We start from the raw sequence: 26,459 nt of genomic DNA, 5'->3' as shown, positions 1-26,459 counted from the left end.
ATGGGCTCAATTCTGGAAATGGTCGTATATTTTTTGCGCTAAGGCAGCGGAAACGCCTTCCACGGCTTCAAGGTCTACGAGTTTAGCATTAGATATGCCTTTGGCACTGCCAAAATGATGTAAAAGTGCTTTTTTTCGGGTAGGCCCAATGCCGCCAATGTCATCGAGCGGGTTTTTCTTAATATCGGCGGAGCGTTTGGCGCGGTGTGCACCAATGGCCCAGCGGTGGGCTTCATCGCGAAGGCGTTGGAGGTAATAGAGCGCAGGGTCATTGATTGGCATTTGGAAAGGCGCGCGGCCCGGACGGAAGAATTGCTCGCGGCCCGCATTACGGTCTGGCCCTTTGGCGATGGCGACGAGATTGAGGTCATGAGGACCAAAGCCTACATCCGCTAAAGCTTCAATCACGGCAGATAATTGCCCCAAGCCGCCATCAATTAGCACAAGATCGGGCCATGTGTCTGGCTTGGTTTCGCGCCCTTCGGCTTCCTTTTTGAGACGCGCAAAACGGCGGCGCATCACTTCGCGCATCATGCCGTAATCATCCCCCGGTTCTATCTCCGTGTCTTTGATATTGAATTTGCGATAGCTGGATTTATCAAAGCCCTCAGAATTGGCGACAATCATCCCGCCAACAGCATTGCTGCCTTGAATGTGCGAGTTATCGTAAACTTCGATACGCTTGGGTGGTTCTGAAAGATCGAAGACTTTTTGCACATGGGTGAGGATTTTGCCTTGGCTTTGGGTCTGCGCCAATTTTCGGGCAAGGGCTTCACGCGCATTCGTGTGGGCTTGCTTGACGAGACCAAGCTTTGCGCCGCGTGCGGGGGTGTGGATATAGACTTTGTATTCGGTGCGAAGTTCTAGCGCCTCGGCAATGAATTTTGCTTGGCTGGGCACAACTGATGTGAGGATGAGTTTTGGAACGGGGCGGCTATCATAAAATTGCACAAGGAAAGCGGCGAGGATGTCTTCAGGCGTATCATCCATATCATGGCGCGGATAATATGCGGTGGCACCCCAGTTTTGCCCTGCACGAATAAAGAAAGCCTGCACACAGGTTTGGCCGCCCTTGGTTTCAATGGCGAAAATATCTGCTTCTTCTACATCGGCAGGGTTTATGGTTTGAGAAGCGCGGACAGCTGCAAGGGCTTTGATGCGGTCACGCAAAATGGCAGCTTTTTCAAACTCCATATCTTCAGATGCGCGTTCCATGTCTTGGGCAAGTTGGTCTTGTAGCGTAGTGGCTTTGCCTTGCAAGAAGAGGGCGGCTTGGTTTGCAAGTTCATCATAGTCTTGCTTGGAGATAAGATCGACGCAGGGGGCAGAGCAGCGCTTGATTTGGTGTTGCATACAAGCACGAGAACGCCCTTCATACACGCTGTCGGTGCAGGTGCGTAGAAGGAAAGCCTTTTGCAGAATGTCGAGCGTTTCATTGACCGCATAGCCGGATGCGAATGGGCCAAAGTAATCGCCCTTGGTTTTTTTAGCGCCGCGATGCTTTAGGATTTGCGGGGCATCATGATCGCGGCGGATAAGGATATAGGGAAAGCTCTTATCATCGCGCAGCAGGATATTAAAACGCGGTTTGAGCTTTTTGATCAGGTTTGCCTCAAGCAGCAGCGCTTCGGTTTCGCTTTCTGTGACGACAAATTCCATGCTGCGGGTCAGCGAAATCATGCGGGCGATGCGTTGAGTGTGTCCGCCTAACTTTGCATAATTGGCGACGCGGTTTTTCAAAACGCGCGCTTTCCCCACATAAAGCAAATCCCCATCAATGCCATACATGCGATAGACACCGGGCTTGGCCGGCAGGTGCTTTAAATGCGCTTTGATAACATCCACACCGGCAAAATGCGGATTGGGTTCACGATCTTGAGGGGGATCAAGTTGAGGTGGGGATGTGGGTGAGTCTGTCATGCAGAGAGTATATGGGAGGAATAGTCAGATATAAAAGCACTGAAATGCGCAAATCGGCAGTTTATGGTTAACAAAATGCGCCCGTAAACGCATGGATTGGATATGTCAGTCACACGCGATTCTAACCAAAACCTGCTTAAATCTTCCCGAGTGGCATAGGGGTGTGCCTGTTATAAACAAGGGTGATCGACGTGAACTTGCTTGGAAATGTCAAAGTTCTGATACTGGATGATCATAAAAATATGCGTCGTTTATGGCGTTCTATTCTTATGGGGTTTGGTATTCGCTCTGTTTATGAGGCCAAGGATGCTTATGAAGCATTGCAGGTTTTAAGCTCAAACCAAATTGATATTGTGATTGTAGATTATCATCTTGATGGCATGACGGGGGCTGAATTTGTTGGCATGTTGCGCCGAGGCGGTGATAGTCCTGCGCCGCATGTGCCTGTGATTGCGTGTTCTGGGGATACGCGTCCGTCTATATTGCGTAAATGGATTGATTCTGGGGCCGATGAGATATTGGCAAAACCCGTTTCAGCAGAGCAGGCATGGCAGAAAATGTGTATGCTTGTGAACCGCCGCCGCTCATTTGTGAGGATTGGCAAATACTCAGGGCCAGACCGCCGCAGACGTGCATCTCCTTTCATGGGAGAGGAAGAGCGCCGCGTATTTATTCCCGATGATTGCTTGCTAGACTAGAAATTGAATGTAGCTTCCCAGTGTGCTGGCTGAGCTTACTTGATTCGTCTAAAGGTGGGTGGTGTATTACTTAAGGGAAGCTAAGGCATATATTCACTGAAAATGTGGGTATACTTTAAATAGGGACATTGTTTGTTAATAAAGATCGGGTGCTAATATGTGCACCTTATTTAATAGACGATTTAGCCTTGTAATATCGAGATACCATTGTGGCCAATAAACTAGCGAATATTTCTATTCTTGTGTTGGACGACCACCGCAACATGCGTTTGTTGTGGCGGGGTATTTTGTTGGCATTTGGTATTCGTACGGTGAATGAAGCGGACAATGCGGAAGACGCATTTAAGCAAGTGGGCGATAAGGACATTGATGCTATTATTGTGGACCAGCATTTGGATGGTCTCACAGGGGCAGAGTTTGTCGGCATGCTGCGGCGTGCGCCTGATAGTCCGTCTCAGCACGTTCCCGTTATTGCATGTACTGCCGACACGCGGCGATCTACATTGAAATTGCTGGTTGATGCCGGCGTTGATGAAATTCTAGCTAAACCTGTGTCTGCTGACCAAGCGTGGAAGAAACTGGCTGCTGTTGTGAATAATCGCCGTCAATTTGTGAAAACTGCGTTTTACTATGGACCAGACCGCCGCCGCAAAGAAGGTGGACGGTGGACAGGTAAGGAACGCCGCCGCGAGGCACCTGTGCCGCGTGATGAGGATGAGGGCGGCGAAATGCTGGGCTAAAGCTGCTAATTGTAGCATTTCTTCCAACCTAACGATCATTTCATGTGAAAAAGGGCATAAAACACCTGTGTGTGACACAGAAGTGTCTTTTCATGTGCGCCTTGGTGTGGAATGGAAGAGCCTTAATTTCCAGACCCTATTGGAGATGAACTCTCCGACAATGTGAGCCGCGAAAGGATCACCCCTCATGACAAGCGCACCAATTTCTGAATCCCTCAAACGCGTAAAGCCGTCAGCAACTATTGCCGTGACGTCGAAAGCACGTGAGCTGAAGGCGGCAGGACATGATGTGATTGGTCTGGGCGCGGGTGAACCCGACTTTGATACGCCAGACAATATTAAAGCGGCGGCGATTGCTGCCATTAATGCAGGTCACACTAAATACACGGCTGTGGATGGTATCCCTGAGCTTAAAAAAGCAATTTGTGCAAAGTTTAAGCGTGATAATGAACTTGATTATGTACCAAGTCAGGTGACAGTTGCACCTGGCGGTAAGCCGATCATCTTCAATGCATTTGCTGCGACGCTGAATCCTGGTGATGAAGTTGTTGTTCCAACACCTTATTGGGTATCTTACCCAGATATGGCTATCATGTGCGGCGCGACACCTGTGTTCGCGGAAGCAAAAGCATCTGACAATTATAAGTTAAAGCCGGAAGCTCTTGCGGCTGCGATTACACCTAAAACAAAATGGTTGCTTTTGAACTCACCGTCTAACCCATCTGGTGCAGCTTATACACGTGAAGAATTGCGTGCATTGGGAGAGGTGTTGATCGCGAACCCGCACGTGTGGGTGTTGACCGATGATATGTATGAGCACCTTGTTTATGATGGGTTTGAGTTCACAACTATCGCGCAGGTTTGCCCAGAATTGTATGACCGCACTTTGACAATGAATGGTGTGTCTAAATCATACGCAATGACTGGTTGGCGTATTGGATATGCGGCTGGGCCTGCAGACCTCATCAAGGCGATGGGGAATGTGATGACACAGACAACATCCAATGCATGTTCAATTTCTCAATATGCATCAGTGGAAGCGCTAAATGGTCCGCAAGACTTTATCGCTGAGCGCAATAAAGTGTTTGCTGAGCGTCGTGACATGATGGTGGAGCTGCTTAACGATTGTTCCGGCATTTTGAAATGTCCAAAACCTGAAGGCGCATTCTATGTTTACCCAAGCTGTGAAGGTGCGATTGGTAAGACATCTAAAGGCGGGAAGCTGATTGAGTCTGACCAAGATTTTGCAGCAGCATTGCTTGAAGAAGAAATGGTTGCCGTGGTGCATGGGGAAGCGTTTGGATTGTCACCGGCTTTCCGCATTTCTTACGCAACATCAACAGAAGCTTTGCAAGAAGCAGGACACCGCATCAAACGCTTCTGTGCTGGTTTGAAATAGGCTCTGTTGGGCTGAATTTGGAATAAGAAAAGCCGCCTCAGAAATGGGGCGGCTTTTTTTGTTGGGATAGATTTAAAGGCGTGCTCTGCCCGTTAAACCTTCTTTACGAACTGGGTTTTGAGCTGCATGGGGCCGATGCCGTCGATTTTGCAGTCAATGTCGTGGTCACTGTCGATAAGGCGGATTGATTTCACCTTAGTGCCAACTTTTACAACGAGCGATGAGCCTTTGACTTTAAGGTCCTTGATGACGGTTACGCTGTCGCCATCTTGCAAAATAGTGCCGTTTGCATCCTTGTATACTTTTTCGCTTTCGTCCGCTTGAGCTGTCGCAGACCATTCGTGTGCGCACTCGGGACAAATGAGCAAAGCGCCGTCTTCATAGGTGTAGATTGACTGGCATTTTGGGCAGGGTGGCAATTGGCTCATACTTATTTCCATATTTTTCACAAGGTCTTGTGTAGGCGATACGCTTTTTGGTTAAAAAAGCAAGAAAATCCCCCTCAAAAATCGGAACCTTGGTCTCTATGTCGCGTTTTTGTGAATTACCCCTGTAGCATAGACATAAGGATATTTCCCCATGGCCAGCGCCACAATCACTTATGATGATTTTTCCAACGCAAAACTCGAGACGATCCGTTCCAGTGAGCTTTCTGCTATTGTGTTTAATTGCTCCCTTAAACCAAGCCCGCAGACATCTCATACGGATCGCCTATTGAAGCGGATGGAGCATATATTTGAGTTTGCAAATGTTGATTTTGAGATTGTGAGAGCTGTTGACTATAACCTCGCGCCGGGTGTGAAAGCGGACATGCGCGATGATGGCTTTGAAGATGAATGGCCAAAGCTTGCGCAGAAAGTACGTAATGCGAACATTATCATCCTAGCAACGCCGATTTGGTTAGGCGAGGAAAGTTCTGTGTGCAGGCAAGTGATTGAACGCCTTTATGGGATGAGCGCTGAACAGAATGAACAGGGTCAATATGCTTTCTATGGCAAGGTAGGTGCGGCGGTCGTGACGGGGAATGAGGATGGCGTGAAGCATTGTTCAATGTCGCTTCTATATGCCTTAAATCACATTGGCTGCACAATTGCGCCTCAAGCGGATACGGGATGGATTGGCGAAGTTGGGCCGGGTAAGTCTTTTGGAGACGAAGGTGCAGGGCTGGAAAACACATTCACCAAACGCACAACAACATTTGCGGCATGGAATGCTATGCATTTAGCGTCGATGTTGAAAATGTCCGGTATGCCGGATTACGGGAATAATGTGAAACGTTGGCAGAATGGTGAACGATTCGCGCACCCTTAAAGGGCATATTGAAGGGGACGCTGTATGGCGGCCTCCCAATTTGCGGCAAATAGGCAATTCTTCCCTTAGGTCATTATAGACGTTGCTATGTCAAATGCCTACATAAGCCTCAACATGAGTATGGTGGCTGAGGAGTAGGTCAATGAGCAATCCCAAATATGATTTTCAGGTGATGTGGGGTGATATGGATGCCAATGCCCACTTGGCCAATACGGGATATCTCGATTACGCCTCTCAATGTCGTATGCTGTATTTAGGGGAAGGTGGCTTTGGCCATAAAGAAGCTTTGAAGCTGGGCGTAGGTTCAGTCGCTTTGCACGACAATATCAGCTACCGCAAAGAGCTGCATATGCTGGAGAAGTTCAGCGTTGATTTTCAATGTGGCGGTATCAATAGCAAGAAGTCTCGCTACATCTTCGTCAACCGCTTTTATGGAGAAGATGGAGAGCTACGTGCAGAAGTGCGGTCTATGATTGTGTGGATGGATTTAAAGCTTCGCAAATCAACCATACCGCCGCAATTTATCATTGATCGACTTGAAGCTCTTCCGCGCACAGAAGACTATCAGGAACTTTAAAGCGCTTACTGGGGTGCTGAGATAGATTGAATGCAGGTGAGACAAGTGTCCTGCAGATTTAATGAGGATTAAATGCCGTTTGAGTCTTGGGCTGTGCTTGGTCGCATTAAAGTAAGAAAAGTTTTATTTTTTTGATCGGACTGTCGATTTTGACATCTGGCGTTCGTCTTGTGAGTGTAAGGCAATAATGCCTTATGCAATGGAGAGGGACTAAGCATGCAATTTTTATGTTTGATTTATGGAACTGAAGGTAAAGACCCGCAGCCAGGCACAGAAGCTTTCGGTGCTTACATTCAAGAATATGAAGCCTTTACAGCAATGTGCGTCGAGAATGGGGTGTTTAAGGGCGGTGAGGCGCTTCAACCTGTTGCTACGGCGAGCACAGTGACCACTGAAAATGGTAAGGTTGAAATAATGGATGGACCATTTGCTGAAACCAAAGAGCAATTGGGTGGCTATTATCTTCTTGATTGTAAAGATTTAGACGAAGCATTGTCCTACGCAGCGAAAATTCCAACTGCAAAATATGGACGTGTTGAAGTGCGGCCAATCATGACATTCGAATAGGTCGATTTTTATGCTGCCCCCATACTCTCTTGAGCAAACAATTGCGCGAATTGTAAGGGAGGAATGGGGGCGCATTCTGTCTTGCATCGTCAAGAATGTTGGCGACTTTCAGCTTGCAGAAGACGTTTTGCAAGATGCTGTTGAGGCTGCGCTTAAAACTTGGCCCGAGAAGGGCGTACCAAAATCACCAGCAGCGTGGTTGATCACCACATCACATCGCAAAGCGATTGATCGGCTACGTCGATTGAATAATTTTAAAAAGAAACAAGCAGACATAGCCTATCTAAGCCAATTACCAGTTTATGATATTGAAGAAGATAATGCGCTTACTATTCCCGATGAGCGCTTGGAAATGATCTTTACGTGCTGTCATCCTGCATTAGATGAAAAGACGCAGATAGCCTTAACTTTGCGCACAATTGGGGGATTGAAAACGGAAGAAATCGCACGCGCATTTCTTGATACGTCTAGTGCTATGGCTCAGCGGTTGGTGCGCGCAAAGAAGAAGATCAAACTTGCCGCTATTCCCTATAAAATACCAGACCAGCAAATGATGCCTTCGCGATTGCGTGGTGTTTTGGCTGTTGTGTATTTGATTTTCAATGAAGGCTATTCAGCAAGTTCTGGCGAGAATCTCACGCGGGTAAATTTGAGCAATGAAGCTATTCGCCTTGCACGAATTTTAGTGCAACTCTTACCTCATGAACCTGAAGTGTTGGGGCTTTATGCGCTTTTGCTCCTGCATGATGCACGCCGTTACGCACGACTTGATAAGCAAGGGCGAATGGTGGCACTGGAACATCAAGACCGTAGCCTTTGGGATCAACAAAAAGCTGAAGAAGGCAATCATACCGTCAAGCAAGCTTTGGCTAAAGGGGCGGTTGGTCCGTATCAATTGCAAGCGTGTATCAGTGCGTTGCATGTGGGGGCGGCGGATTGGGAAAGTACAGATTGGCCACAAATTTGCGGCTTATATGCGCTATTATATCAGATGCAGCCAACGCCTATTGTGCGGATTAATCAGGCGATTGCCCTATCATATGGCTCATCCCTTCAGGCAGGGATCGAGGTGCTGCATACGCTGGAAAATACTCATGATATGACAAAAAATGCATCCTTTTTGCTCGCGAAAGCAGATGTCTGCGAGCGCTCTGGTGAGGTGGTACCTGCATTGCGTTTGCTAGAAAGTGCGCTAGCCTTTGCTGACAATGATATTGAGCGCGCTTTTGTTGCACGTAAGGTGGAGAGTTTGAGGGCCGCGATTACCTCATCAAGCAATAAATAATGCAAAGATTGCATCCAGTCCTTGGTTAAGTGGGGTGTGTAAAACTTCTAGATGTGGTAAACATTGAAAAGATCAAACCATAAACATAAGAGATATATTTCATGAACATATATTATGTGGAGTTTCGCGCAGCAGACTTTGAACCGATTAAAGCCTTTTATAGTTCAGCATTTGGTTGGGAGTTTGAAGAATGGGGTGAAGCCTATCTTGCCTTTTCAAATGCTGGAATCGAGGGTGGATTTGCGAAATCAACCGAAAAGCCACCGCGTGGCGGGCCGCTTGTAATATTGTTGTCTGAAGATACGGCTCAAACAGAAAAAATTGTTGAGCAAGCAGGCGGAGAGATAATTGAACGCCATGAATTTCCGGGTGGGAGGCGGTTTCACTTTCTTGATCCAGCAGGCAATGAGCTAGCTGTGGCGATGCATTTGCCGCTTGAGCAATAAATTTTGAATAACGTGTTTGGTGGGCTTGAATTTGGGAATAAGTTTCCCAATTTAGAATAGTTCTAATTTAGATATTTCAAGGAGATCATTATGGACATTGGAATTTCAAAAAGTGACCGTGAAGCAATTGCAGATGCGTTGAGCCAAGTGCTTGCTGATACATATGCGCTTTACATGAAAACACACAATTACCACTGGAATGTGGAGGGGCCACAGTTTTCAGCCTACCACGCAATGTTTGAGCTACAATACACTGAATTGTGGGCTGCTTTGGATGAAATTGCCGAGCGTATCCGTTCACTTGGTGTCTATGCGCCAGCAGTGAGCGAGATCTACAGTCGCTCGGGTATTAAGCAAGATACTAGCATTCCAAAAGCAAATGAGATGATCGCAAACCTTGTCAAAGACAATGAGACGGTTGTACGTGCAGCCCGTGAAGCATTGAGATTGGCCGGCGATAAAGATGATGATGCGACCGCTGACTTGATGACGCAACGTGCAGCGGCAAGTGAAAAAGCAGCATGGATGCTGCGCGCACACATCGCTTAGGCTTGTTCATTCACGGTCGATAATATCACCAGGTTTGCAATCAAGAACCTCACAGATTTTATCGAGCGTTTCAAAGCGAACACCTTTGACCTTTCCCTGCCTGAGTAGGGAAAGGTTTTGTTCTGATATGCCGATCTCCTGTGCGAGGTCTTTTGATTTCATTTTGCGAAGCGCAAGCATGACATCTAGTCTAACAATGATCGTCATTAGATAAATTGCCTGTTCTCTTCGGCGATATTGGCGGCTTGAAGCATTGCTCGGCCTAATATTCTCAACACAAATCCCACTAACAGCATTGATATAGAACCTGCGGATAATTGCACCGTGAATACGTGCATTTGAGGGGGATTATTTAGCGTTATCGCTAAACCCATAAATGTGGGTAACACGATGCTTATCGCAGCCATTACGAAGACTGACAGTCCCATAAATTTCATGGCATTAGAGGCTTGAGGAGAGAATGGTCCATATTTTTGCAATGTGTGAAAGATGCGCCAAATCCCGCCCGCAAGTAGAAACATCCCGACATAATTAAGCGCTGCGATTGAATAAACGAGCATTTTTTTCATGGGGCTATATTCGGTTGCTGCGCGAATTTGTGAAGGCAGCATGTTCCAATGATTGCTGACAATCTCATTCAACCCTTCGCCAAATACAAGCTGGATCACTAACAGGACTGCTCCAAGCAGAGTTACCCATTTGCAGATATTGCACAATCGAATGGTTGGCCTTGGTAGCGTGTTCTCAGACAAAATGTACTTCCAATTTATATAAATTCATGTTTTACGATAATTAATTACTATATAATGAGGTGATGATTGTCTATGAAAAAATTAGTTAGTTCGCTGATCGCGGTGTGTGCAATAGGTGTTTTATCAAATTGCACGACTATTCCTTTAACCAGCATTCCCAAGCTTGCAGGGCTAAATCCCCATACATTTGACTTCTCTCAAGCAAAGGTCGCAGTGCGTATTCAAGATGGATTCAAAATCGAAGACGGGGATGTGAAACTTACTGTAGATCTTTTTGATGGCACCAAGCATGAGCGTACAACCGAGACATTTGATATGCTCGTGGAGGATATGCCGGCGTCACCTTTTTTACTGAAAGATAGGCGTATGGGGACGAGTATTTATGGCTTTTCATTTAAGCAGAGTGATATGGCCCGCGTATTAGCTTTCCGGGATACTTTCTCCCAAATCGCAGAGCGGGGCGCTGCAAATAAGGAGAGGGCTGAAAATAGCTTTAGTCTAAGCGTAACTTCTCAGGGGTGTCTTGAAGAGGGCGCAAATCCCTTTGAAAAAATGAAGGTAAAAATCTATTTGAAGCCTGCTGCGGAGGATGATTATTTTACATTTGTCAAAGAGCAGAAAATTGATTTAGCGGCTCTAAATGAGGGGAAAATACCCAGTTGTAAGGCGTCTTAGAGGAAACTGAACAAAAAAAAGCCGCGCTAGAAAGCGCGGCTTGAAAGGTGTGCCTCGGGGGGAGGAAACGCCCAAGAAGCGGCTAGCGCTTCGAATTGGGTAGCAAGGGAGGCAATCTCGCTTGAGGACATTTATACATTATTGAGCATTGCGCACAAGTCATATTTAAGTAGTGCAACAATGCAATTATGCATAGATATCCCGTATGACAAATACCATGTCAGGGTTAAGTTTTATCTTCAAACCCAAGCCGAGACAAATGAATGTATTGTGACAGGGAAATTCGAGACAAAAAAAAGCCACGCTAAGCAGCGTGGCTAATAAAGGTGTGCCTCGGGGGAGGAAACGCCCAAGAAGCGGCTAGCGCTTCGAATTGGGTAGCAAGGGAGGCAATCTCGCTTGAATTCAGTTATACATTATTAAGTAATGCGTACAAGCATTGTTTCAGGAGGGCTGCAATGCATTTTTGCATATGATGTAAAGTGTTGTAGAGGCCTATGTTTTTTCAAGATTGTATTTTTGAACACAAACTAGGCGAGAGACAAGATTGTCCGTTCACCCCCAAAGGGAATGTTTTAAAAATCAATCTAACTGGAATATCTATTTTGACTGTTGCGCGTCGGCTTTGAGTTCAGATGTGATGAAGTCTCTGAAAATACCGATTCTACGCGATTTCTTTAAATCAGATGGATATATGAAATAGAGGTCAAATGTCGGACCTGTCAGATCTGGCAAAACTTTTTTAAGTCCGAACTCTTTAGACACCATATATTCTGGAAGGTCAGCAATGCCCAACCCAGAACGAACAGCACGCATCATACCATTCACATTATTGATTTGTAGAACGGCTTCTCTTTCACCGCGATCATCACGTCCTACGCGCTGAGCCCAGTTCATCGCTTTCATTTGTTCGTCATCTTCACCAAAAGAAACGATGCGATGTCTATCAAGATCTTCTGCACGCTCTGGAGTTCCATTCAAATCTAAATAGTCAGCAGATGCATACAAGCTTGTGCGTACAGTCACGAGTTTACGCTGAATCAGGTCAGCTTTATCTGCCGGCCATAGGCGAATCGCACATTCAGCTTCAAGCGTGAGCAGGTCAAACTCACGATCATCGAGAGAAAGTTTGATACGCATGCGCGGGTACAGGTCTGCAAATTTGTGAATACGCGGTGCAAGCCAAAACGACCCAAAAGCAACAGGTGCAGTCACATGCAATTGCCCGTGAGGTGTTTCGCCTGTGTCATTCAATGCGGATTCTGCTGTACGCGCAGAAGAAGCCATTTCAGCTGTCGCACGGTGAAGAATTCGGCCTGCTTCCGTTAGAATTAGGCCGCGCGCATGGCGCTGAAACAATGAATTATTGAGCGCTTCTTCAAGAGAAGCAATCTGACGGGAGACAGCAGATTGAGAAATTCCAAGGCGTTCGCCTGCTGCCGTTAAGCTGCCTGTTTCTGCTGCCGCGTGGAAGGATTTCAACTTATCCCAATCCATAGCCTGTCCCATCACATATTCCCTCACTCATGCCTTTTGACAAAGGCACATGATTCGCCAAATTAGCCGAGTAACTAAAAAGCATGAATAGTGACATTGTCAAAGCAAAGGACAAAAAGAGGCGATTATTTGCGTTGTAATTCTAATTCAGCGAGAAAATGGTCAGATTCCAAAGCTGCCATACATCCCATGCCAGCGGCAGTTACAGCTTGGCGGAATTTGTCATCTGTCACGTCGCCTGCTGCATACACACCCGGAATTGATGTCTTTGTAGAGTCTGGTTCTGTAATCAAATAACCACCTTGTTTCATTTCAAGCTGATCTGTGAAGAGGGATGTTGCTGGTGCGTGTCCAATCGCAATAAAGACACCGTGTACATCGCGTTCGCTAATTGCGCCGGTTTCAACATTTTTCAGTTTAACTCCGGTGACGCCAAGTGGATTTTCATCACCGACAACTTCTTCAAGTTGGTGGTTCCAAAGGACTTCCACTTTCTCATGCGCAAATAGACGCTCTTGCAAAATGCGTTCAGCACGGAAGCTGTCACGGCGGTGTACAACGGTCACTTTGGATGCGAAGTTTGTTAGGAAGAGGGCTTCTTCAACAGCTGTGTTTCCGCCTCCAACAACGATGACTTCTTTGCCGCGATAGAAAAATCCATCGCATGTCGCACAAGCAGATACACCAAAGCCTTGGAATTTCTTTTCAGTCTCAAGGCCCAACCATTTTGCTTGAGCGCCTGTACAGATAATCAGAGCGTCGGCGGTATAGGTTGTGCCGCTTTCGCCTTCCAGTGTGAAAGGACGGTTTTGAAGATCAACAGACTTGATATGGTCTTCTACAATCTCAGTGCCAACATGCTCTGCTTGGCCTTTCATTTGTTCCATCAGCCATGGGCCTTGGATAACTTCGGCAAAACCAGGGTAGTTCTCAACTTCAGTTGTGATTGTTAGCTGGCCGCCAGGCTGCATGCCCGCAATGAGCATTGGTGCTCGCATTGCGCGCGCTGCATATATCGCGGCAGAATAACCTGCAGGGCCCGATCCAAGAATAATTAGTGAACGGTGCTCGGTCTTGCTCATATCTATAGCTCCTGCAGTGCATAAAGGCTTGTCGCCTCTAGGCGTCTAAGCTTGGTAAATTTCGATCATCGGATTTAGGGGGAGTGACCTAAGAATGCAAGGCATCAACGGTCAATCAACGTTAATGTGAATGCGTGTGTTCTATGTTTTCCGCATTTGTGCCCAAACAATCACCTTCTTCGTCAGCTTGGCTCAATTCTATTGTGGCGTGAGCCATGCCATGCGTATGGGTGAGTCGCTCTTTAATGGCGCGCAGGGTTGAGACCGTATCTGTGCCATCAGCAATGCACACATTCATAGTGACCATTGTATCTGAACCAGTCAGCGTCCAAGCGTGAATATGATGCACACGTGTGAGGCCAGTGATATGCGCCATTAAATCATCAATGAGTTTTTGAGAATCAAAGCTCTCTGGGGCACCTTCCAAAAGGATATGACCGGAACGTTTCAGCACACGAAAACCGCCAAACCCAATAATGGCTGCGACAATCATTGATAGGATTGGATCAATGGGCGTCCAGCCTGTAAACATAATTACGAGCGCAGCAATAATTGCTACAACTGAGCCAAGCATATCGCCAGCGACATGCCATAAAGCACCTTCAAGGTTTACATCTCCATGAGAATGATCATCGCCGCCATGAAGAATAAAGAAGGCAATAATATTGACGATCAAGCCTGCGATTGCCACGCCCATAAGGATGCTGGATTCGATGGGCGCAGGTGTAAAAAAGCGTTGAATGGCTTCCACTATGATCCAAGCAGCAAGCAATAAAAGTGTGAGGCCATTTGCAAATGCGGCTAAAATTCTAAAGCGGCCAAATCCGAAACTGCGTTTTGCATCAGAAGGTTTGTCCGCCAACCAAAAACCAACCCATGCAAGTAAAAGACTGCCGGCATCGGTGAGCATGTGGGCGGCATCTGCAAGCAAAGCGAGTGAACCTGAGATCACACCGCCTACAACTTCAACCAGCATGAAAGCAGCCGTTAAGCAGCACGCCCACGCAATACGACCACGTGAGGCGTGGGCGGCATGATCATGGTCAGCATGGCTATGGCTGTGGCTATGCACGTGGTGAGCGTGCGCATCACCGTCGTGGTGATGTGTGTGGGCGTCACAGCTGGAATCATCATTATGCGGTTTGCTCATGCTTTTCCTATACGCTGTTTTTTTATGTAGTAAAAGTGCTGAAATATCAGAGTATTAAGATGTTATATCATCATGCAATAGGGATATTATGGCTTGGGGTGTTTGGCGATAAGAAGTCTTACGATTTCATCGGCTGCACGATCAATCTCACGTACGGGGTCGGGTGCCCAATGTTCAGCTTTCCCATCATACCAGCGCGCAACGCCTTGATTGGTAAAGCTCTTATGCAGGCGATCAAATTTAGCCGAACTTCCTGCAAGCTTCAGTAAGTAGACAGGTTTTCCAAACCAAGCCGCTTCTGAAATCATGTTCGCAGAGTCTTCTGTTACAAAAATAAGTTCAGAAAGACTCAAGAAAGCAAGGTAAGGGTTAGGCCCATCTGTGGTCTCACTTTCCCAAAAACGTGCGCCTAACTCCTCCGCCATTGAACGAAACCGTATCCGCGCATGTTCTGGGGTACGACGTGATACTGTGATCCACAGCCGTATACCTTGCGCCGCTAGCCCGCGTAGGTCCTGCTCCAACTCTTTGGCACGGTTTTCACTGAGGGAATGCGTTTTGGACGTGCCGCCAATTATAATTGCTGCTTTCCGGCCTGGCTCGGATGTTAAATCCCCAAAACTAAGCGCAGCTTGTTCTAAATCTCCGGTGGAGAAGTAAGCTGGTGCGCCTACAGTGGGCATCACATTCGGTCCGGATAATTGATCATGTTCTGGTGGAATAACGAGATCAAAATGAGACGGGTCTACTTTGGGATCTTGTGTTTGGACGACGAGCGTTTTTCCCGCTGACCATTTCTTCACACGCATTGAATAGGGGACCGAGCGCCGCCCGGAACCGATCCAGATGTCAGGCCAAGGTGCGTTTAGTTCTCTACGTTGAGCTTTAGGCAGTGCCATAAGAGGCGCTGGCCATAGGTTGGGAGGAAGCCATAATTGAGGTGGTTGCGGCGAAATACGTACTGGTGCGGACTTGTGCGCATCAGAACTGATATAAGATATTTGAGACCACCGCTGAAATTCGCCTAACGCGTGGGCGATTGCAACTGCCTGACGTTCAATCCCTGCGCGCCCATCGGAAACTACCCATATGGACGGTCCGACGGCCGCGCTGGAAGACATAGCTTAGATCCATTTAACCGAAAGAATTTCGTAGGATTTTGCTCCACCAGGAGCGCTAACCTCTGCGACATCGCCTTCTTCTTTACCTATCATTGCCCGCGCAAGAGGAGAGGAAAGAGAAAGCTTGCCTTTAGAGATGTCAGCTTCATCATCGCCTACGATTTTGTAGGTTGCTTCTTCTTCTGTATCTTCATCTGCAACAGTGACCGTTGCACCGAAACGAATCGTATCACCAGAAAGTTTAGAAGTATCAATGACCTGCGCACGAGCCGTTTTATCTTCAAGCTCCAGAATGCGCCCTTCAATATGGCTCTGGCTTTCTTTCGCGGCGTGATACTCCGCATTTTCAGATAAATCACCGTGTTCACGTGCTTCTGCAATGGCCTGAATAACTTCAGGACGAGCAACTGATTTTAAATGTTTTAGTTCGGCTTCCAAGGCTTTATGGCCCTCAGCCGTCATAGGAATACGCTGCATTAGTTAGATACCGTTATTGAAACTTTACCGAGGGTCGACTGAACTCGGGCTAAGGTCAAGAGTAGGATTGAAGTGAAGCCGCTTCAAGAGGCTTCTCAATCAAAACACGAATTGCCCTTACAGCTGCAGTCCCGCCTGAAATCGTTGTGTAGTAGGGAACACCCTTTACCAACGCCGTGCGACGGATGGATGCAGAATCAAGCATGGACTGTGCACCCTCTGTTGTGTTTATCACAAGCTGAATATCGCCATCAGAAATTTTATCGACGATGTGTGGGCGACCTTCCGCGACTTTATTTACAACTTCAACTTCAAGTCCTGCTTCGCGCATATCGCGTGCAGTCCCCGTTGTTGCAACAATTGAAAATCCCATACTAATCAGCTCTTTAGCTGATTCAATCGCAATTTGTTTATCACTCTTTTTAACGGAGATAAAACATGTGCCCTTGAGTGGCAAATCAATGCCGGCACCGATTTGTGATTTCAAGAACGCCGCTTCGAAAGTTTCGTCAATTCCCATGACCTCACCTGTCGAACGCATCTCAGGACCAAGTGCCGGGTCTACGCCAGAGAAGCGTGCAAATGGGAAAACAGCTTCCTTAACGGCAATTCTAGGTGGCTTAATTGGGCCTTCGCCAAGGCTAAATTTGTCTAGTTTTTCGCCTGCCATTATTTTTGCAGCGATAGAAGCAAGGGGTTTACCCACAGCTTTTGCAACAAAAGGAACGGTTCTTGACGCTCGCGGGTTTGCTTCTAGGACGTAAATTTCATCGTCTTTGACCGCAAATTGCACATTCATCAGCCCTTGAACCTTCAATGCATCAGCTAGGACGCGCGCTTGACGGGCTAATTCTGTCTGAATCTGTTGAGAAAGGGAGTATGGCGGAATGGAACAAGCCGAATCACCTGAGTGAACACCGGCCTCTTCAATGTGTTGCATGATACCTGCGACATGCGTGTGTGCGCCGTCACAAATGGCATCAACATCAACCTCGATTGCGTCGGACAAATAGCGGTCAACAAGCAAGTTTCCACCCTCTGACGCCACAAGCGCTTTTGCGCCATAATCTTCAAGGTCAGCAATATCATGTGCAATTTCCATTGCACGCCCACCTAAGACGTTGGAAGGACGAACCATGACGGGATAACCAACGCGTTCAGCGATTGCCAAAGCTTCTTCGACGGTTCTGGCGATACCTGAAGGCGCTTGTTTTAACCCAATATCATCCAGCAATATCGAGAACCGCTTGCGGTCTTCAGCTAGGTCAATCGCATCAGGAGATGTTCCAAGAATAGGGACGTTTAGATCATTTAGGCCTTGCGCTAGTTTTAGAGGAGTTTGCCCACCAAACTGTACGATTACACCTGCAAATTCACCGCTTGATTGCTCAACATGACAAATCTCAGATACATCTTCCAATGTTAACGGCTCAAAATAGAGGCGGTCGGAGGTGTCATAGTCAGTTGAAACCGTTTCTGGATTACAGTTGACCATAATGCTTTCAATGCCCAGATCAGCCATTGCAAACGCTGCATGACAACAACAATAGTCAAACTCTATTCCCTGACCGATACGGTTTGGGCCACCCCCAAGGATCATAGCTTTTTTGCGAGTTGATGGGAGCGCTTCGCACTCAGCGGGAAGCAATGCGCCATCTTCTGCCATCATACCTGTTTCATATGTTGAGTAGAGGTATGGTGTTTTGGCAGCAAATTCTGCTGCACATGTATCAATGCGTTTAAAAACAGGGCGAACACCCAAAGCTTGTCTGTAGGAACGTACGTCTAACTCTGTCTTACCAGTCAGCATAGAAAGGCGTTCGTCAGAAAAACCCTTAGATTTTATCAGGTTCATCTCTTCCGCAGAAGTCGGCAGACCATCACGGCGGATGTTTTCTTCTGTTTCTATGAGGTCGGCAATTTGACGTAAGAACCATAGGTCGACACCGCTTGCTTTTGCGATATCTTCTACTGAAAGGCCGTGACGTATTGCTTGTGCTATTACGAGTAAACGTTTGCGAGTAGGTTGGGAACATGCTGCAAGAAGGACATTGCGGTCATCACCTTTACCTAGGCGCTCGATTTCGACTTCATTCAAACCGCAAAATCCGGTTTCAAGTGAGCGGAGTGCTTTTTGAAAGCTCTCTTGGAAGGTCCGGCCAATGGCCATAGCTTCACCCACAGATTTCATGCTTGTTGAAAGAAGTTCGTTTGACCCTTTGTACTTTTCAAACGCAAAACGTGGAATTTTGGTAACGACATAGTCAATCGTTGGTTCAAAAGAGGCCGGAGTGACGCCTGTTATGTCATTGTCTAATTCATCTAGTGTATACCCCACAGCAAGTTTTGCTGCGACTTTGGCAATTGGGAAGCCAGTAGCTTTAGATGCAAGAGCGGATGAGCGACTTACACGTGGGTTCATCTCGATAACAACAAGACGGCCAGTTTCAGGGTGAACAGCAAACTGTACGTTTGAACCACCTGTTTCCACACCAATCTCACGCAGCACCGCAATGGAGGCGTTACGCATAATCTGATATTCTTTATCCGTGAGGGTTAGTGCTGGAGCTACGGTGATTGAGTCACCTGTGTGTACGCCCATTGGATCAATGTTTTCGATAGAACAGATAATGATACAATTGTCAGCTGTGTCTCGCACAACCTCCATTTCGTATTCTTTCCAGCCGAGCAAGCTTTCATCAATGAGAATTTGCCCAGTAGGGGATGCTTCCATACCTGAACGACAGAAATATTCGTATTCTTCACGGTTGTTTGCGACACCACCACCTGTTCCACCTAGCGTGAAAGCGGGGCGAATAATAGCGGGAAGACCAATGTCCTCTAGTGCGTCAAAACACTCTTTGAGACCACCAAGAATGTCTTTCCCAATTTCTTTGCCGTTTGAGTCCAACTTTTTCGGAGCGCTTACGATTACCGATTTTGGGTTTTCTAAGCCGATATTGCTCATCGCAACTTGGAATTTTTCACGGTCTTCAGCTTTTTCAATCGCGTCAGCTTTGGCACCGATCAGTTCAACATTGTATTTTTCTAACGTACCATCTTTATCAAGAGCCAGCGCTGTATTCAGAGCTGTTTGACCACCCATTGTTGGTAGGACTGCATCAGGGCGTTCTTTAGCAATAATTTTTGCGACGAATGCTGGTGTGATTGGCTCAATATAAGTTGCGTCAGCTAGATCAGGGTCCGTCATGATTGTAGCTGGATTGGAGTTCACCAATATGACGCGATAGCCTTCTTCTTTTAGAGCTTTGATTGCCTGAACCCCAGAATAATCAAACTCACACGCTTGCCCGATTACGATTGGGCCTGCGCCGATCACAAGAATGGATTGGATATCGGTACGTTTAGGCATGAAGGTGTGTCCTTAGGGTCTTTAGGTCGCAACGTTTGTGTAGCCATGAGCAATGTAATGCTTGCACATGGGCAAATTGATGGTGGGTTTAGCTCCCTGAGCGTATTGGTGCAAGCCACATATACCATCGAATTCACATCTTATTTCATTTCTTTTGTTGGATGGTCGCCGTTGAGGACTTTAAGTTAGCATTGTTTCTCTACTTTAACGATTGGCAATGGACGCAATCATCACTGGAAATTCAATCTTATTTGAGGCTAGGCTGGGGTAGAATATACTTTTCAACGTAGAGAATGCACAGATTCGTTCTGTGTTCTGACGTTGGAGCATGGCTTTGAGGCAAGATAGAATGAAGATTTTTGATACTAAATTCACCAGTAAATGGATGAAGTTAAATACCAGAATGATTCTTTCAGCATCCATTCTGACTTCAGTTGGGTGTAAAACTGTTTCAGAGAGTGTTCAAATTGCACCACCTCTGCCGCCTGCTGTCGAGGTGAAACCTGCACCGCCGCCTGTTGAACCTGAAGAAGATTTGTCTTTGGGACCTAAAGTGGCTACGGCCCCCGTTGCACGGGTAGATGAAAAGCCTATTCCACCAGCGCAAACAGGAATAAAGTCGGGAAGTGCAGTCGTTGTTGCCAAACAGTTTCCAGAACCAAATGACCTTGCAGGTGTCACACAAGCTCATTCTTATGCATTGCAAGCTCGAGGCGCGCGTGGGGTGGAATGGTCAAGTGCGTTGTCTCAACGTGCGCAATTGCAAGTGAGACAATTACCCGAAGGCATGTGCAGCTTTTCTGAGAGTAAGGTGTTTAGTGCCAGCGGAGAGGCTATTTTCATTTCGCCTGCTGGCAAAGATAGCAAAGGGCAGTCCCGTTTACTTAACATCTCCCCTAAGGTGTTTGTGGAAAATTTGATTGCTTTAAAGGCTGGTCCGTTTGGACGGGATGATGCTGGCGCTTCGCAATTGGGATGCGATATCAAAAAGTGCGAAAATAACAGCCAGATATGGCTATGTAGATATCAGTGATTTACCATCCTATACGCTGAATTTATGAATGATATTCAATAGATGTTAATTCATTTTTGATATTTGGTAACGGTTAATTATGATGTGTCTGTGTTGAGATTGTTGTGGAGCCAATCCTAAGCAATGACAATTAATTGTTGGATTTAATTGATTTCAGAAAGGGGACGGAATGCGCGCGACGAATTTAAATGCAATTGATGTCCTCATCTACAGCCACCACAAACATTTGGTTCACCTTGAGAAAACAGCGCTTGAAGCGTTTGGAGTAAAGCGCATCGAAGCTGTGCAAGGGCAAGACCAATTAAAAGAAGCTATCCGCCACAATTACCGGGATATTGTGATAATTAATCATATGCCTGGAATGCCGCTCGGACCTTTGGTCGAAGCTATTCGTTCCGAATCCGATGCATCTAATCCGTATGCGATCGTATTGTTGATGACATCGACGCCTTCACGTCGTGTCATACAAGAGGGAATTCGTTGCGGTGTGGATGGTGTAATGGCGCTACCATTCACGGGGAATGATTTGTGGCGGCAACTCGTTCATTTTGTAGGGCGCAACCGTTCTTTCGTTCGTACTTCCCAGTATTTTGGCCCATGCCGCAGGCGTCTTCACAATATACGATACCAAGGTGAAGAGCGCCGTGCTGATTAGGGGTAATTAGCGTTTAGCTAGAACAGAATCCGCAACAAACCCATTTGTAAGGCGTTCTTGGCCAAATGTGCTCATTTGACCATGTCCGGGAACAAATCGCATATCATTTCCCAGTGGCCAAAGTTTTTTGGTGATAGAATCAAGGAGGTCTTGATGATTGCCACGCGGAAAGTCGGTTCGGCCTATAGAGCCGTGAAATATCACATCGCCAACAAAAGCAAGTTTGGCCTCTTTATTGTAAATCACAACATGGCCGGGTGTATGGCCTGGACAGTGAACAATTCCAAAAGTGTGGCCTGCGAATTCTAAAGTATCGCCATCGGATAAATACCGATCTGAACGCGTGTTTCGGCCATCGGTAATGCCATATTTAGCACCTTGGCGTTCAATGTCGTCTAGCAACCATTGGTCATCTTCGTGTGGACCTTCTATTGCAACATTCCAAGATTCTTTGAGCGCTTGTGCTGCACCAGCATGATCAAGATGCCCGTGTGTGAGCCAAATTTTGGTTAGTTTAAGTCCAAAATGTTTCAGTGCTGCTTCTAATTGTTCAACATCGCCGCCCGGATCTACAAACACGGCTTCTTTGCTCTTTTCATCGAAGATCAAAGAACAGTTTTGTTGTAGTGGCGTAACCGGAATAATTTGGACTTTGAAGGGAATAGGCGCATTTGCTTGATGGTTTGCAGGGTCAGAAGGCGTTGCGGTCATAGGATGCATTTCAAAATTACTGAGATGGAACAGAGTTTATATCGTCTATAAATGGGCTTGCAATGCAATCGGAACATTTAAGAAATGCAGTTCATCGGTAAGAAGTATTTTAATTCCTGAAAAGTGTAGGCTATGTTCAAGCAAATTGATTTGGACGTGTTTGGCTCAGGCTGTTTGTTTAAGGGGAAGACTGCATGCGTATTCCAGCATACTCGCGAGGACGTAGATCTAACCGTGGTGGGCTTCTCGGTGCTTTAGGTGGCCGCTTGCCAATAATCGGCTTAGTGATTGTGGGGTTGGCATTTTATTGGTTTTCAAACCAGAAAACCGGTATTTCAGGCCGCAAGCAAATGGTCACAATGTCAGTTGAGCAAGAAGTTGCGCTGGGTGATCAATCTTATATGCAGATTTTGCAATCAGAGCCGGTTTTATGCAGCCGAGGAACGAATGCATGTTCGATGGACGAGCGCGAAGTGGTGCAGATCATCAATAAAATTGGTGAAGATATAGCGCGTGCTGCAATAGAGTGGGAGCAAGAAGGCGCTCCGCTAATGGGGATGGGAAAAAGTGCAGGTGGGATACCGTCTTGGGGGACACTTGCTGATAAATTTCAATGGGAATTTCAAGTAATTTCATCAGACACGCCAAATGCTTTTTGTCTTCCGGGAGGGAAGGTCGCTTTTTATACGGGGATATTGCCGACTGCAGCTAATAAAGATGGCATAGCTGTTATTATGGGACATGAGATTGGTCATGCGCTTGCGCGTCATGGGGCAGAGAGAATGAGCCAAGCCAAAATGATGCAATTTGGTCAGATGGCGGTTGGAGCGAGTGTCGGAGATATGGGAGCCGGAGCCCAACGCGCAGTCATGGGGGCTTTTGGTATGGGGGCAGATGTTGGCGTTATGAAGCCATTCTCCCGCGCACACGAAAGCGAAGCTGATATGATCGGCTTGGAGTTGTTGACACGTGCCTGCTATGACCCTCGTGAAGCGCCAGAATTATGGGGGCGTATGGCTCAACTTGGTGGAGGACAACGCCAGCCTGAAGCATTGTCCACTCACCCTGACCCCGAAAAACGTGCGCAGGCATTTGTAGAGGTTATGCCGCAATATATTGAGCTTTATGAGCAAAAGTGCGGACCGCTGCCTGCGCGGTAGAGAGGGTTTAGTTTAGCCCTCGCAGAGCTTCAAGCTCGGATTTTGAGAAGCCTAGATCTTCATTGCTATCCAGTCGCTTTTGGATTCTAGGTGCAGCTTCTAAGCCGGCTTTCATTCCAACTAGTTCGCCAGCTTTTGTGAGGCTGGTAAGAATATCAGCTTGTTTTTCTGCGTAAACTTTACCTGAGTCGGATTCCAAAAAGGCGCGAAAATCGGCTAACTCTGAAGCAGATAGATGTTCAATATAAGTTTGTTCGGTTATTTTGCGGTATTCGTTTATGAATACAACCGAGAACTCTTCTACGAATAGATCTGTAAATATCCGTAGGGAGCTAGGCGATAGCCTTATACCAGACTGCTCCAACTGCACTTGGAGGGTAGGCGTCAGGATACCTCTGATAGCCTCCAGCTGAACAGCTATGACATCGTCAGATGCGAGTTTGCTTGCAATGAAGTTTGCGTCTTCTTTGGCATCTGCCCAAGCGGGGGACATGTAGCTACATGTTAGCACCCCTATGGTTACGCATGTCGTTTTAAATATGTTTTTCATATTCCCAACCCCTCCAATAAACATGAGTAAATATTGGTAGGGGAGTTATTTTGAATACACAACCATCATTTTAAAAGTATGGAGACATACCAAAGCTGGATGGAGTGTAAGCGTTCAAGCCATCTTTATTGTGAAGGCATTTCTAGGGGAGATGAGATTTCGTCACTGTTCCCGTTAAATTGCTGAGCAAGGTATGGCATAGAGAGCGCTAAGGCCACTGATATGACTATACCAAGTGTTGCTTTTGCAAGGTCCATCCCAACGATTTTCGCAGTTGCTCCCGTCGTACGCACCTTATCGAGTGTGGCAATTGCAAACTCACGTCCGGCGATCAGGCCAAGGAATACCCATGTTGTTGACATTGGCACTTTTGAGATTGGGACACCAAAGTCCTGCAAATTTCCTGAGAATACGAAAAGCAAAGAGGCATAGATGAAGTCTATAACTGTAGCTGAACGTATATCAGTCACGGATGTTTTGGTGAGTAGGATTTTTTGCACTGGTCCACCACGGTTCGCAAACGTGATGAGCAGAAACACGGCAATCAGAGCCATACCCAAGCTGGCGTTTAAGAAACTCAGGTTTTGAGTACGGGAAGCTATAGATACACTTGATAAACACGCGTCTATTGCGTCAGCTTGGCCTGCTGATAGTTCTGTACATTTATCAAGAATGGCTTGAGCGCTTTTAGATGTAGCTTGAACAATTTCTCCACCGACATTGAAAGTTTCAGGTAAGTTACGTGGGAGATATACGAAGATATTCGCGAAGTCTTGAATAAGCCAAACACCCCATAAATAGCCAGTGGTTACCCATTGCAGGATTACCCAGATAGGATTGTGTTGGGTATCGGCTGTTTTTAGAAACCAACGTTCTAAGGTAGGTGCAAGTGCTGCGTAGATCAGTCCACCAGTTATGAATGCTACTCCATATCCCATGAGCGATTTCGTCAGCATAGAATACATGCCGGAAAGTGTCGCGAAGGTCGCTAGGACCATGAATGTTGTGGAAACTGGGATACCTAAACGGGTCAGAAGTAGCAGCACCATCGGTGGCAGAACGTGATACCAGTGAACTTCAAAGACGGGAAATTTTGATACTTTATCGAGCTTTCCCCAAGAGACGTCACCTTGGGTGATCTGCCAACCCCAATAGAAGGTGACGAGAAGAATAGATACCGCAAAGAGATATAGGACCCACCACGGTAATCGTCTATTCGAGTTGATAAAAGTACCGAGCGTTTGGAGCGCGTCGTTTCCTACAACGGCATACGCCGCGAAAGCAAAACCAATCACGGCCCATATGTTTGTGCCCAGAATTTCCATTAAACAGCCCGCCTAATTGTTCGACTCAACACAAAAACAAAGGGTGCTACCTCTGTTTTCATGTCGAATGGCATTTAATTTTTTGGGCCGCAAGCAGATTCGCGCACTGCCATAAAACCTTCATAAATCGTATTGATCAGCATGCTGACGATTTCATCAAGTCGGCAAAGCGCTGGAACAGGTAAAAAGAATCTTGTGGTCCGGGGCTGGCTTCTGGGTGGTGTTGTACTGAAATAATCGGTTTTCCAGTGACTTTTAACCCAGAATTTGTGCCATCAAATAGAGACACGTGAGACTGAACGACGCCCTCTGGTAGGGAGTTTGGGTCCACTGTGAAGCCGTGGTTCATAGACACGATTTCTACCTTGCCTGTCTCCAAATCTTTTACAGGGTGGTTCGCACCGTGATGTCCAGCAGCCATCTTCATAGTTTTAGCTCCAAGGCTAAGCGCTAGAAGCTGGTGACCAATACAAATACCTAAAATAGGTTTGTTTGAATCTATCAGTTTGCGGATCATAGGAGCGGCGTGTTCGGCAGTTGCAGCGGGGTCGCCTGGTCCATTTGAAAGTACAATACCGTCGGGATTGAGAGCTAGGATATCTTCTGCAGATGTTGTCGCAGGAACGACAGTGGCACGTGCGCCGACGCTTGCAAGGTTGCGAAGGATGTTTTTCTTGACGCCAAAGTCCACGACGACGACATGATAGGTTGCTGCATCTGTGTTTTTGTAGCCATCAACAATGTGCCAAAGGTTTTCAGTGGTTTCAAACCGTTCTGATGTACTTACTTCTTTTGCGAGATCAGCACCTTCAACGCCGCCCCATGCGCGAGCTGTCGCAAGAAGAGCAGCCTTATCAATCACACCATCTGGCGCGTGGACGATTGCCACTTTTTGCATGCCGCCCTCGCGAATGCGGCGAGTGAGAGCGCGTGTATCTACACCAGAAATGCCGACAATGCCCTTTTTGCGCAGCCATGCCCCGAGGTGATCTTTTGACCGCCAGTTAGCGGGCGGAGTAGGGTGAGCACGGAAAATTGCACCGCGTGCAGCTGTTTCGCCGTTTACGCTGCTTTCTTCATTGTCTTCATCATTGGCACCCACATTGCCAACATGTGGAAATGTGAACATTACAATCTGATTGTTATAGGAGGGGTCAGTCAGAATTTCCTGATACCCTGTGATTGAGGTGTTGAAACATAATTCTCCAACAACTGTTCCTGAAGCACCTGAACCACGCCCAAAAATGATAGTTCCATCTGCAAGTGCGATGGCTCCAGTCGCTTTTTGAGGTGTTTTTCCAGAGTTTTGTGAAACTTCGTTATTGGTAAACTTTGTATTAGGGACTTGATTGGCAACCTGATTGGGCATAAGAGCGCGCCTTCTTGTTTTATTACAGCGTGTTCAT

Annotated in this window: 27 protein-coding genes; 13 read left to right on the top strand and 14 right to left on the bottom strand. The window is 46.8% G+C overall.

All coding sequences use genetic code 11. The annotated features are described in order from the left end of the window. Positions 1-6 precede the first annotated feature (6 nt). Complete coding sequence (gene uvrC / locus ACFQS8_RS07425) at positions 7-1,920, bottom strand: excinuclease ABC subunit UvrC (protein ID WP_382166668.1); 1,914 nt, start codon at positions 1,918-1,920, stop codon at positions 7-9. A gap of 191 nt (positions 1,921-2,111) precedes the next feature. On the opposite strand from uvrC, the gene ACFQS8_RS07420 reads away from it, so the two are divergent. The 3 genes from ACFQS8_RS07420 (at position 2,112) to ACFQS8_RS07410 (ending at position 4,757) form a co-directional block, all read left to right on the top strand. After that, a complete protein-coding gene (locus ACFQS8_RS07420) occupies positions 2,112-2,618 on the top strand; it encodes a response regulator (RefSeq protein WP_382166667.1) in 507 nt (168 codons plus the stop codon). A 209-nt stretch (positions 2,619-2,827) separates the two neighbouring features. Next, positions 2,828-3,358, top strand: coding sequence for a response regulator (locus ACFQS8_RS07415; protein WP_382166666.1), 531 nt, complete (start codon positions 2,828-2,830; stop codon positions 3,356-3,358). Between the two features lie 187 nt (positions 3,359-3,545). Then, complete coding sequence (locus tag ACFQS8_RS07410; RefSeq protein ID WP_382166665.1) at positions 3,546-4,757, top strand: pyridoxal phosphate-dependent aminotransferase; 1,212 nt, start codon at positions 3,546-3,548, stop codon at positions 4,755-4,757. A gap of 92 nt (positions 4,758-4,849) precedes the next feature. Here ACFQS8_RS07410 and ACFQS8_RS07405 read toward each other — a convergent pair whose 3' ends face one another. Continuing rightward, positions 4,850-5,185, bottom strand: a complete 336-nt coding sequence (locus ACFQS8_RS07405) for a zinc ribbon domain-containing protein YjdM (protein ID WP_382166664.1) — start codon at positions 5,183-5,185, stop codon at positions 4,850-4,852. A 151-nt stretch (positions 5,186-5,336) separates the two neighbouring features. On the opposite strand from ACFQS8_RS07405, the gene ACFQS8_RS07400 reads away from it, so the two are divergent. The 6 genes from ACFQS8_RS07400 to ACFQS8_RS07375 all read left to right on the top strand — a co-directional run bounded on the left by ACFQS8_RS07400 (position 5,337) and on the right by ACFQS8_RS07375 (position 9,492). Further along, complete coding sequence (locus tag ACFQS8_RS07400; protein ID WP_382166663.1) at positions 5,337-6,068, top strand: flavodoxin family protein; 732 nt, start codon at positions 5,337-5,339, stop codon at positions 6,066-6,068. 142 nt (positions 6,069-6,210) lie between these two features. Continuing rightward, on the top strand, positions 6,211-6,645 hold the full coding sequence (locus ACFQS8_RS07395) for an acyl-CoA thioesterase (RefSeq protein WP_382166662.1): 435 nt from the start codon (positions 6,211-6,213) through the stop codon (positions 6,643-6,645). 216 nt (positions 6,646-6,861) lie between these two features. Continuing rightward, positions 6,862-7,212 (top strand): YciI family protein, encoded by a 351-nt coding sequence (locus tag ACFQS8_RS07390; RefSeq protein WP_382166661.1) that lies wholly within the window; start codon positions 6,862-6,864, stop codon positions 7,210-7,212. A 10-nt stretch (positions 7,213-7,222) separates the two neighbouring features. Continuing rightward, a complete protein-coding gene (locus tag ACFQS8_RS07385; RefSeq protein ID WP_382166660.1) occupies positions 7,223-8,497 on the top strand; it encodes an RNA polymerase sigma factor in 1,275 nt (424 codons plus the stop codon). Between the two features lie 101 nt (positions 8,498-8,598). Then, complete coding sequence (locus ACFQS8_RS07380) at positions 8,599-8,943, top strand: VOC family protein (RefSeq protein WP_382166659.1); 345 nt, start codon at positions 8,599-8,601, stop codon at positions 8,941-8,943. A gap of 90 nt (positions 8,944-9,033) precedes the next feature. Further along, complete coding sequence (locus ACFQS8_RS07375) at positions 9,034-9,492, top strand: Dps family protein (RefSeq protein WP_382166658.1); 459 nt, start codon at positions 9,034-9,036, stop codon at positions 9,490-9,492. 6 nt (positions 9,493-9,498) lie between these two features. Here ACFQS8_RS07375 and ACFQS8_RS07370 read toward each other — a convergent pair whose 3' ends face one another. Together ACFQS8_RS07370 and ACFQS8_RS07365 are read right to left on the bottom strand one after the other, a co-directional pair. Next, positions 9,499-9,699, bottom strand: coding sequence for a helix-turn-helix domain-containing protein (locus ACFQS8_RS07370; protein ID WP_382166657.1), 201 nt, complete (start codon positions 9,697-9,699; stop codon positions 9,499-9,501). Continuing rightward, positions 9,699-10,244 (bottom strand): DUF2975 domain-containing protein, encoded by a 546-nt coding sequence (locus ACFQS8_RS07365; protein WP_382166656.1) that lies wholly within the window; start codon positions 10,242-10,244, stop codon positions 9,699-9,701. Before ACFQS8_RS07365 ends, ACFQS8_RS07370 begins: the two co-directional genes overlap by 1 nt. A gap of 72 nt (positions 10,245-10,316) precedes the next feature. Here ACFQS8_RS07365 and ACFQS8_RS07360 point away from each other — a divergent pair, with 72 nt between their 5' ends. After that, positions 10,317-10,919: a hypothetical protein gene (locus tag ACFQS8_RS07360; protein WP_382166655.1), complete on the top strand. Its 603-nt coding sequence runs from the start codon at positions 10,317-10,319 to the stop codon at positions 10,917-10,919. 600 nt (positions 10,920-11,519) lie between these two features. Here ACFQS8_RS07360 and ACFQS8_RS07355 read toward each other — a convergent pair. The 6 genes from ACFQS8_RS07355 to carB all read right to left on the bottom strand — a co-directional run bounded on the left by ACFQS8_RS07355 (position 11,520) and on the right by carB (position 19,619). After that, the gene (locus tag ACFQS8_RS07355) at positions 11,520-12,428 is read right to left on the bottom strand and encodes a LysR family transcriptional regulator (protein ID WP_382166654.1); all 909 of its coding nucleotides are present in this window, start codon (positions 12,426-12,428) and stop codon (positions 11,520-11,522) included. A 113-nt stretch (positions 12,429-12,541) separates the two neighbouring features. Continuing rightward, positions 12,542-13,498: a thioredoxin-disulfide reductase gene (gene trxB, locus ACFQS8_RS07350; protein ID WP_382166653.1), complete on the bottom strand. Its 957-nt coding sequence runs from the start codon at positions 13,496-13,498 to the stop codon at positions 12,542-12,544. 121 nt (positions 13,499-13,619) lie between these two features. Then, positions 13,620-14,648, bottom strand: coding sequence for a cation diffusion facilitator family transporter (locus ACFQS8_RS07345; RefSeq protein WP_382166652.1), 1,029 nt, complete (start codon positions 14,646-14,648; stop codon positions 13,620-13,622). 86 nt (positions 14,649-14,734) lie between these two features. Continuing rightward, entirely contained in the window at positions 14,735-15,769 is a 1,035-nt protein-coding gene (locus tag ACFQS8_RS07340; RefSeq protein WP_382166651.1) for a mitochondrial fission ELM1 family protein, read from the bottom strand. 3 nt (positions 15,770-15,772) lie between these two features. Beyond that, complete coding sequence (greA, locus tag ACFQS8_RS07335; RefSeq protein WP_382166650.1) at positions 15,773-16,246, bottom strand: transcription elongation factor GreA; 474 nt, start codon at positions 16,244-16,246, stop codon at positions 15,773-15,775. 55 nt (positions 16,247-16,301) lie between these two features. Further along, positions 16,302-19,619, bottom strand: coding sequence for a carbamoyl-phosphate synthase large subunit (carB, locus tag ACFQS8_RS07330; protein WP_382166649.1), 3,318 nt, complete (start codon positions 19,617-19,619; stop codon positions 16,302-16,304). Between the two features lie 349 nt (positions 19,620-19,968). Here carB and ACFQS8_RS07325 point away from each other — a divergent pair, with 349 nt between their 5' ends. Both ACFQS8_RS07325 and ACFQS8_RS07320 read left to right on the top strand, forming a co-directional pair. Next, entirely contained in the window at positions 19,969-20,652 is a 684-nt protein-coding gene (locus ACFQS8_RS07325) for a CAP domain-containing protein (protein ID WP_382166648.1), read from the top strand. Positions 20,653-20,821: 169 nt separating this feature from the next. Continuing rightward, positions 20,822-21,307 carry a response regulator receiver protein gene (locus ACFQS8_RS07320; RefSeq protein ID WP_382166647.1) on the top strand — a complete coding sequence of 162 codons (486 nt, stop codon included), beginning with the start codon at positions 20,822-20,824 and terminating at the stop codon, positions 21,305-21,307. Positions 21,308-21,313: 6 nt separating this feature from the next. Here the strand turns inward: ACFQS8_RS07320 and ACFQS8_RS07315 are convergent, their stop codons facing one another. Continuing rightward, entirely contained in the window at positions 21,314-22,018 is a 705-nt protein-coding gene (locus ACFQS8_RS07315; protein ID WP_382166646.1) for an MBL fold metallo-hydrolase, read from the bottom strand. Between the two features lie 194 nt (positions 22,019-22,212). On the opposite strand from ACFQS8_RS07315, the gene ACFQS8_RS07310 reads away from it, so the two are divergent. Continuing rightward, positions 22,213-23,178, top strand: coding sequence for a M48 family metallopeptidase (locus tag ACFQS8_RS07310; protein ID WP_382166645.1), 966 nt, complete (start codon positions 22,213-22,215; stop codon positions 23,176-23,178). A 7-nt stretch (positions 23,179-23,185) separates the two neighbouring features. Here ACFQS8_RS07310 and ACFQS8_RS07305 read toward each other — a convergent pair whose 3' ends face one another. The 3 genes from ACFQS8_RS07305 to carA form a co-directional block, all read right to left on the bottom strand. Beyond that, entirely contained in the window at positions 23,186-23,728 is a 543-nt protein-coding gene (locus ACFQS8_RS07305) for a DUF2059 domain-containing protein (RefSeq protein ID WP_382166644.1), read from the bottom strand. Positions 23,729-23,853: 125 nt separating this feature from the next. Then, on the bottom strand, positions 23,854-25,053 hold the full coding sequence (locus ACFQS8_RS07300; protein ID WP_382166643.1) for a hypothetical protein: 1,200 nt from the start codon (positions 25,051-25,053) through the stop codon (positions 23,854-23,856). A 136-nt stretch (positions 25,054-25,189) separates the two neighbouring features. Then, entirely contained in the window at positions 25,190-26,422 is a 1,233-nt protein-coding gene (gene carA, locus ACFQS8_RS07295; protein WP_382166642.1) for a glutamine-hydrolyzing carbamoyl-phosphate synthase small subunit, read from the bottom strand. Positions 26,423-26,459: the final 37 nt, after the last annotated feature.

Origin of the sequence: Hirschia litorea (assembly GCF_042665075.1) — a bacterium.
In the GTDB taxonomy this organism is placed as follows: Bacteria; Pseudomonadota; Alphaproteobacteria; order Caulobacterales; family Hyphomonadaceae; genus Hirschia; species Hirschia litorea.
The sequence above is the reverse complement of the archived record's forward strand: the minus strand, read 5'-3'. Positions and strand labels throughout refer to the sequence as shown.